This is a genomic window from Pseudobacter sp. (assembly GCF_051955275.1).
Classification (GTDB): Bacteria; Bacteroidota; Bacteroidia; order Chitinophagales; family Chitinophagaceae; genus Pseudobacter.
The window spans coordinates 70,987-80,059 of sequence record NZ_JBQCGW010000273.1 but is presented as its reverse complement, the minus strand read 5'-3'; the positions used below and the strand labels follow the sequence as shown (position 1 = coordinate 80,059).

At 48.7% G+C, this 9,073-nt stretch carries 5 protein-coding genes; all 5 read right to left on the bottom strand.

The window, feature by feature from the left end:
- The coding region (locus ACTHMC_RS24410; protein WP_440417248.1) for an SxtJ family membrane protein at nt 1–310 on the bottom strand (310 nt) is incomplete at its 3' end.
- Between the two features lie 4 nt (nt 311–314).
- Nucleotides 315–464, bottom strand: coding sequence for a DUF5989 family protein (locus ACTHMC_RS24405; RefSeq protein ID WP_440417247.1), 150 nt, complete (start codon nt 462–464; stop codon nt 315–317).
- Between the two features lie 24 nt (nt 465–488).
- The gene (locus tag ACTHMC_RS24400; protein WP_440417245.1) at nt 489–2,354 is read right to left on the bottom strand and encodes a carbamoyltransferase family protein; all 1,866 of its coding nucleotides are present in this window, start codon (nt 2,352–2,354) and stop codon (nt 489–491) included.
- Nucleotides 2,355–2,549: 195 nt separating this feature from the next.
- Nucleotides 2,550–7,607, bottom strand: a complete 5,058-nt coding sequence (locus tag ACTHMC_RS24395) for a C25 family cysteine peptidase (protein WP_440417243.1) — start codon at nt 7,605–7,607, stop codon at nt 2,550–2,552.
- A 41-nt stretch (nt 7,608–7,648) separates the two neighbouring features.
- Entirely contained in the window at nt 7,649–8,755 is a 1,107-nt protein-coding gene (locus ACTHMC_RS24390; RefSeq protein WP_440417241.1) for a PorV/PorQ family protein, read from the bottom strand.
- Nucleotides 8,756–9,073: the final 318 nt, after the last annotated feature.

The following is a 9,073-nucleotide window of genomic DNA, read 5'->3' as shown; positions in this document are numbered from 1 at the left end:
CCTTCATCTGCACGGTCTTGTTCTTGGTGAACAGACGGCTGAGGGCAGCTATCGGTATCATGAATACGAAGAACACGATGCTGAGTATCACTTTGCTCATCACGTATCCCATGCCCTGGGCCAGTTTCATCCAGGCCCAGTGAATACCTCTTGCTGCTGCAGGAATGAAAAGGCCCACACCGCCGATAACAGCGGCTGCCAGCAGCAGGTAATTATTTTTGCTGAACCAGTAAAAGACACCGCATGCCAGTACCAGCACCAGGATGGTTTCCAGTACTTTGCCTTTACTGTTATCTATTGTATTGCTCATGTTATTAGAATAAGGTGTAAATGAATGGAGCGATAGCAGAGCCGCCGCCCAGTACCAGCAGGATACCCAGCAATAACAGGATCACGATGAGTGGGGCAAGCCACCACTTCTTTCTTGCCTTCATGAATTTCCAGAGGTCTGATAAAAAGTCCATGTTCAGTATTTTTAAAGTGTTGTGTTAGTCGAGTGTGAATTCATTTTTCCAGTCGTCCTTTTCAAGCCACTCCGGCTGTGTTTTTTTATCGAAAAGGAAGTTGCCTACCACCAGGTAGTCCATATCCGTGCGCATAAAGCAGCGGTAAGAATCTTCAGGCGTATTCACGATAGGTTCCCCACGCACGTTGAAGCTGGTGTTCACCATTACGGAATAGCCGGTCTTTTTCTTGAATGCCTGCAGTAGTTTGTAGAAACGCGGATTGGTTTCTTCATGAACGGTTTGGATACGCGCTGAATAATCGATATGCGTGATAGCAGGAATATCGCTGCGGAGGAAATACAGTTTTTCCAGCAGTTCTTTTCCTTCGAAGGAAGCCGGGTATGGAATGCGGCGTTTTTGTTTCACCGGTTTCACCATCAGCATGTAGGGAGAGATATCGGCGTGCTCGAAATATTCGTTCACATCTTCGGCCGGCACAACCGGGGCGAAGGGGCGGAAACCTTCCCTGTATTTGATCTTGAGGTTGAGTTTTTTCTGCATTTCCGGGTTACGCGCATCGGCGATGATGCTGCGTGCGCCCAGTGCGCGCGGACCAAACTCCATCCTGCCCTGGTGCCATCCGATCACATTGCCATCGGCAATGAGGCCGGCCACTTTTTCCACCAGTGCTTCTTCAGAGCCGAAGCGCTCGAAGTTAGCAGCATATTTGCGGGCAGTGGTGAGTACATCCTGGTCAACGGTTTCAGTACCCAGGTAAGAACCTTTCAGCGCATCCATTTTAGTGGGATCCACTTTCCTTGGGTTACCAAAATAAATATAGTTGGCGGCATAAGCTGCACCCAGTGCGCCACCGGCATCACCGGCTGCGGGCTGCACAAAAACCTGCTTGAAGATCTTTGCATCATCCAGCTTGCCATTGGCCACACAGTTGAGGGCCACACCACCGGCCATACAGAGGTAGTCTGCACCGGTAAGTCTTTTGGCTTCGCGGGCCAGGTTGAGTACGGCTTCTTCCGTCACTTCCTGGATGGCCAGTGCGAGATCGCAATGTTTCTGTTCCAGCTGTGATTCAGAAGCGCGGCGGGGGAAGCCGAAAAGCTTTTCCCATTTATCATCATACACCATCCGGAGGCCGGTGGCATAATTGAAGTATTGCTGATCCAGGAAGATGGAGCCGTCTTCTTTCAGGTCCACCAGGGTAGACTTGATGATATCCACGTACTTCTTCACTTCCGGGGAGCCGTGGTTACCGTAAGGCGCCAGTCCCATCAGTTTGTATTCCCCGGAGTTCACCTTGAAACCGCAGAAATAAGTGAAGGCGGAATACAAGAGGCCCAGTGAATGCGGGAAGTCCAGCTCTTTGAGGATGGTGAGCTTGTTGCCTTCACCCAGGCAGATGCTGGCAGTAGCCCACTCTCCCACTCCATCGATGGTGAGCACGGCTGCGCGCTCATAAGAAGAGGGGTAGAATGCACTGGCGGCATGTGAAAGGTGGTGTTCGGGGAACAGGAGCTTCACTTTTTTCCTGTCTACCTTTTCAATACTGTCCAGCGCTTCCCAGATCATCTTTTTCAGGAAAAGCTTTTCCTTGATCCAGACGGGCATGGACATCATGAAAGAGCGGACGCCTTTGGGGGCATAGGCGTAATAAGTTTCAAGGAGACGTTCAAACTTAAGCAGGGGCTTGTCGTAGAATACCACTGCGTCCACATCATTGATGGAACGGCCGGTGTATTCAAGGCAAAAACGTGCTGCATTTACAGGGAAAGCAGGGTCGTGCTTTATCCTGGTGAATCTTTCTTCTTGTGCGGCTGCGATCACTTCCCCATTCTGAATAATGGCCGCAGCGGAATCATGGTAAAATGCGGAAATACCTAGGATTGTCATATTTGTTTTCGTTTAAGGTGGATATGGATCATCCATTGGTGGCGTGGCACGCCGGTTTTCCGTAAAAAGATTGGAGCTAAAGTGGAAAGGAAATCAACTTTTAAGACTTAGCAGGGTGTATCAGGCGACGAAAGTATTACATTTTTCTTGATCATGCAATAGTTTCGTCGCCCGGCTTAAAAGTTCATATTTCCTTTACCTCATCAGGTACATTTTACCGTACCCGTTGTTGAAGTACTTATCTGTATTGTCAGCTTCTGACTTATACTTCTCCATTCTTACACCATTCATTGTTGTAACCACGCGGTAGAGGTACACGCCGTTGGCCAGTTTCTGACCGTACTGATCGGTACCGTTCCACTTGAATTCTGTAATATTTCTTCCGATATGCAAGGGTCCCAGCTCGTCTTTGGTGATCTCGCGCACGATCTTTCCGGTGACCGTCAGGATCTGGATCTTGATATTGGTAGGTATCTCGCTGCCGGTGAGGGTGAACACAAAGGCAGTGGAGGTACTGAACGGATTCGGATAGTTGAGCAGGTTAGAGATCATCGGTTTGGAGATGATCCTGAATGCCACTCTGTATTCCAGGGTACCTGCCCTGTTGCCGCTCTTGTCCTTTGCCTTGATCACCAGTTCATATTCTTCTCCCTCATTCTGGTTCTGAGAAATGAATTGCGGGAAGAAATCGATAGTAGCCGTATTGTTGGCGCCGTTCACTGCCGGTGTGAAGCGGAGTGTATCATTATCGAAATAGAAATCCCTGCTGGTGCCGTCGGGGAATTTCACTTGTACAGAACCGATAGTAGTATCGTTCAGCAGCATGTATTTGGCTTCGTCCTTCAGCCTGATCTGGATATGCGGTTTGGCAGACACGATATCGCGGTTGATGATACGCACCCCATCGAAGGTTACATCCAGCAAGGGGTTGGTATAATCCGGCCGCACATAGAAATCCTTGAACAGCACATTATTGAAATGGTATTGTTCGGGCTGGTTATTATCCGGGTTCACATCCAGGTACAGTGTATTGTTGCCCGGGAAGTCTTTGGTATCCACCGTGAATTTCAACTGGGCAGTATCACCACCTGCCAGGTCTTTGGCCTTGGGCAGCGCGATGGTACGGGTAACGTTGTTCCTGTCGATGATATTCACTTTTACGAGGATACTGTCCCTGAACTTTGTATTGGTCAGGTTCTTGAACGGCATATTCACCTCAAACACTTCTCCCACATCCATGGTATCCCTTGTTGTATAACCAAGGTTGGGAGTAAGCGCTCCTTCCGGTACCGGCGTGTACAATACGTTCCAGTAACGTAACTGGAAAGGTGTTCCTGCAATGGAATCCGCATTACGGATGCGCAGGCGCAGGTAAGGGAAATTATCTACATTGATATCCGAGATATCGAAATCCTGTTGTGTTTTATCCAGTGTATATAATGGTACTTCCGTGCCACTGGTATTGATACCGATCACTTCCAGGCCAACATTGTCTCTGGAAGGCGACTCCAGGGAACTGCCTCTCCACATTACCTTGTCCCATGCTTTTGCGGGTCCGAGCACGGGTGAAGTGAGGTAGCCCACTGAATCGAGGGACAGGGCCCTTGACTTGATGATGAGCTTATCATAAATACCTGCTTTACTGATCAGCCACTGCGGCGTGAAGCTGGGGTCATTCTTCTTCCAGATACCGGCAAATGAACCAGGCACATTCATGGTATCACCATAAATGAAACCTGCTGCCGCCAGCCTGTCCCAGAGCGTATTGCCCGCCGTGGAATCGGTTTTCCAGTTCTTTGGAAGGAAGCCCGGTAATTCGGCGGCGATGCTTCGCGCTGTAATATAAAATCCATCCGGAACCTGATCCAGGAATTTCACCATCTGGTTACGGTTGCTTGGCAATTTGTAGGAATATTCAAAATTATACTGTCTTCCTGTTGCACAATCGGCAGGACCGCTACCATAGAGGAAGAGACTCTTATTGTCATTACCAACGTTCTTCCACATCTTCATCGTTTTCGGATCTATTACGTTGAAAACAATGGAATAGCCCACACAAGCGCTGAGAGCGGTGGCGTGATCGTTGATGAACACGGCATAATCAATGTCCTGACCTCCCGCATGCGGATAAACACCGGAATAGATATCGATGAGGTTCTGTGTCTGAGAGAAACGCCATTTCCTGTCGGAATCAAGAATGAGACTGTTCGGAGTGGATTGCGAATGCTGGAAAAAATGGTCCTGCCCGAAACCGGTAGCAGATCCTCCGGCCATATAGGTGAAGGAAGCGCCATTCCACTGGTAATGCGTATCTCCGGGCGGAGGCACCGTGGCCACACGCCAGTAATATACAGTACTGTCTAAAAAGTTCATTCCGGGTGCAAACTCAAGCACACCGCCAGAAGCAGATATGGTCTTTGTTACCTTGATGGAAGAATTGAACAGTTGGGTAGTATCCATTTCAAGCACATACTGCCTCAGCTGACTGAAAGGATTGGCAGTGGATGCATAGAATTTGGAAGCAGGATCGTGTACGATGCTCAGGTCGAAAGGAAAGGCCGGCCTGGCTTCTTCGTCATAAATAAGGAATTCTTTGTAAGCCGAGTTATTGCTTTCATCCATTTCAACGGTTTCATTCAACGCATCGATGGTTACATAGATCCTGTTGCGTCCTTTATCCCTGGTTGCCACGATGGGAATATCGAAAGAAAGAGAATCAGCATACATGATGCCTCTTCTTTTATCACGATAAAGCGTCTGATAACTATTGTCCGGAAGCTGACGCCTGATCTCCACAACAATGGAGTCGCCGGTAGCACGTCCGATATTGATCATCTTCACTTTCACTTTGAAGGAAGCTTCTGATACCGAAATGAAATTAGGGCTGACAAAGATACCGGACTCTTCTACCACATAGTCAGGCCGGGCACTGCCATTCAGGTATACGGCAGGGTCTCCGTGAAGTGTGATCTGCTCCGAGTGCATGCGGGCATAGTAATCACCGGTGCTGTTGAAGAGATCACGAAGGGCATCCCGGTTGATCTCGCCGATGCTCTTACCATAATCCTTTCGGCAGATCTCTGCGTAAAAATTGGTGAGATACAGGTTGAGATAACTCACTACCCCAAGGTGCGTACTGGCGATAAAGCCGATAGCGCCACGGTTTTTAGCCAGTGTGAACTTCTCTGATAAGGTTTCATTGGCCACCAAACGGGCAGGAGTATACGTAAAGAAGTTGCCGGCATTACAACCATTCACACAGAACAGCGGGTATTTACCCTGGTTATTGTAATTATTCGGATTATCGATATTGAATTCAAGAGTGGTGCTGGAAGAGTGGCCAAAATAAGTAAGCAGGCTGATCCCTTCATTGAACAGTTTCACCAGGTGGTCGGAAGTAAGCTGCTCTACGGAGTTGGTACTCACTTTACAGAAAGTGCTCACTTTGGCGCCGAAAAGAGTATCGGCAATGATCTCCTTATAAGCACCCATAAAGTTACAGAGTACGGAACCGAGATAAGGCTCACTGGAACCGGTTACATGCACCACGTTCTTCATCCATTCCCTGCCTTCAAGCGTATAGGGTGAATTCTTCTGCATGGCATCATGCTCTTTTACCTTAGCCAGGTAATCTTCTACTTCATATGGATGCACTACAGACAATCTGCCGATAGGTGTAAGTGCCACCGGGCTGCCCGAAAAACCGGCGGCCAGCAGGTTGTCTGAGCCCGGGTAGCCCCAGGTAGGGATCAGGTTCAGCCTGTCTGCGTTGACATTGTTGGTTGAGTTGTTCACATAATCAACGTAAGTCACGCCCCGTCCGATCAGGAAGAAGTACCTGGGGGGGGCATTGAGGTGAGTACGGGAATACTCAATGAAATTACGCACGGCGAGCGGGTTCTTTCTGATGCCGAAGCCAAACTGATCAACCAGCTGGTCGATATCGGCAACAGTTACTTTAAAATTACCACCTGCAACTGTCTGCCTGTAATTTTTGTAATCTTCCACTGGATTATTGCCATTGGTGCCATTAAATAACAGGGAATTGGTAACAATCAGGTAATCCGCATCGGGATTGGATGTGGTATAGTTTACAAAATCCCTCCGCTGCAAAGTGTTCACCAGGGTATAATCCGCGCTGGCAGTAGTGGCCATCACGTAGCGGATCTCAGTGGCGGAAGCAGGAAGCTCAAACCTGAATTTGCCGCTTACCACCTGTGCAGTGTAGCGGATCCTGTTTACCAGGTCTATCAGTACAGGGGTTTGACCGCCTGATTTGAAATTGGTAATTTCTATGAGTGAAGGACTTGATCTGGCCGGCCATACGAATTCAAAAAATGGCTGGTTATTGAAATTGAAAGTCCTTGGGTAATTGATCTCGAAGTAGGAAACCACATAGCGATCAGTGGTGATGGCCGAAGTATTTTCCCAGCGTACCACAAAGCTTGCAGGGGTGAGCAGGCTGGTGCTGATATTCACTGTCCGCTTCATGTCGTTGAAATAATCCATCACGGATTCATCAACTGAAGTACCGTTCACAAGGGCTTTTACTGCACGCGCGTTCTGAGCGTTACCGGTTGCTCCATAGCTGAAGGTTGCCTGGGGCCCGCCGCCGGTAAAAGGCTGCAGGTTGTTCACGTTCACCTGTCTGGCCGCAGTGGGCTGAACATCGGCAGAAGACCTGAACTCACCCTGGTCATATGTACTGAGGTATACATATTCGGGTAACACTGATGCATAACCGGGATTGAATTTATCTGTATAATAGTTGCCGTAGGTATACATGAAGTAAGGCTCGGGAGTAAGCCCACTGGTAGCGGCATTATTGGTGCCGATGACTTCCATATAGGGGTTAGCGGCAGCGCCTGCTGTAATGAAATAAGCCGCAGAATCCCCCATCAGGCTTACTTTGTCGGTATGCTGAAAGTTGGGGTTGCGGTAGTATGCCTTATCCTGTTTTCCATCGAGCTTCTGTCCGAAGAAATCGATATACCCTCCTGAAGGGAGCGGTCCTGAAGGATTGGACGGCATGAAGGATACCTGTACGCCATTGCGCCAGATCTGCAGGTTCTCAACGGGTACATTGTCCAGCCCTGCAGCCGCGAGTGCCGCCTGTGGAATGCGGAACATGCCGGTTTTACCGATCTTGAATTTGTAGTAAGGCTGCCCGTACTTGATCCATTCATTGTTGTAAGACTGGGCTGCCAGGTTAAGACCCGCCAGTAGCAACAACAGTGTAAAAAATCTCTTCATAAAGTAATTTTCAGGGTTCTCGATAGGGTCGGGACTATATCTTATTTCTGTTTTTTCTTAAGGTCAACTTTCAGGGAAAACACGTGTGTATACAACGGGTTGCTCTGGTTAGCCAGGTTGGTGAAAGCATAATCGATCTGCACGTTGCTTACTTTGAAACCTGCACCTGCTCCGGGCTGGTAGATCCAGATCTTCTTTTTGTTGGTTTCATCATCATCATCGAGCGCACGTTGGAAATTATTGATACCGGCGCGCACGAAGAATACGTCGCGGTATCCCAGCTCCAGTCCGAGACGGGGATCCACACTCACGGCGTTGCTGCTGATCACAGTGTTCCTTCGCCCATCGAAAGTGAGGTCGAAGTTGGCTTCGGTCATCAGTCTCAGGCTCTTGCTGAAATTGAAGAAGTAAGCGCCACCGAGGATCAGTTTGGGGGCTGTCAGCTCCGTGCTTTTTACAGGGATCTCGTTATTGGTAACGTAGAATACTTCGCGCATCTTTTCATTGAGGCTGAAGCTCCAGGCGTTGAAAGTTGTGGTTACGTCGCGCGCCATCAGGCCGAGCCTCCATTTCTTGTCTATCACCTGTATACCGGCATCAAATCCAAAGCCCCAGGCAGTAGCGAAGTCGCCCGCTTTACGATGGATCACTTTGGCATTACCGCCGATATTGATCTGACGGTCGCCCTTCATTTTTATGGTTTGCGCCATGGAGAACATAAACGCATAATCTGCTGAGGAGAAAGTCTGGATATTGCTGAAATTGATGGTACCATCAGATTCAACCAGGAAGATAGTATTGGGGATATCGTCCACCGCAAAGCGGAGTAGTGAAAGACCGATGACTCTTTTATTGTCTTTGAGTGGGAGTACCAGGGTGCCATAATCGTACTTGCCGATGCCCGCGAAGTATTCGGCATGCATCAGGTTAAGTTGCGGGTTGTCTTTTACCTGCACCAGACCGGCAGGGTTCCAGTAGGCAGCTGTTCCATCGGCTACGGAGGAGATCTGGGCCCCTCCCATAGAAAGCCCCCTGGCTCCTGCGCCGATATTGAGGAACTCATTGGAATATTTGCGGAACTGGGCTTGCACATGTTGGTGCGATAGGACGCAACCTAAAAGGGTAACGACAAAAAGGGTCTTCTTCATTGATCCAATTTTCGAAATAAGCAATTTCATATATGACCATAACATAGGAAAAACGGTTGCACCGGCGGTCTTCCGGACACAACCCATCTGGCATGGGACTTCTGGTTGGGTCTAGCGTAGAAAAACGAATTCCATGGCGAAAATATTGCATCTATCGGGAAACTTGCCACAATTCTTACATTTGCAATTCATTGATTATGCAGCATGTGAACGGATGAGGGTTATTGTAAATACGAGAAACAGGCCTTCCGGGTTTGTTCCGGAGCCACTCACCCTGAAAAAAATGCTGTTCAAGTACTAAAAGCCAACCAATTACAC

Coding starts and splice junctions, on each gene's coding strand:
- ACTHMC_RS24405 (WP_440417247.1), bottom strand. CDS start 464: ATGGACTTTTTATCAGACCTCTGGAAATTCATGAAGGCAAGAAAGAAG.
- ACTHMC_RS24400 (WP_440417245.1), bottom strand. CDS start 2,354: ATGACAATCCTAGGTATTTCCGCATTTTACCATGATTCCGCTGCGGCC.
- ACTHMC_RS24395 (WP_440417243.1), bottom strand. CDS start 7,607: ATGAAGAGATTTTTTACACTGTTGTTGCTACTGGCGGGTCTTAACCTG.
- ACTHMC_RS24390 (WP_440417241.1), bottom strand. CDS start 8,755: ATGAAGAAGACCCTTTTTGTCGTTACCCTTTTAGGTTGCGTCCTATCG.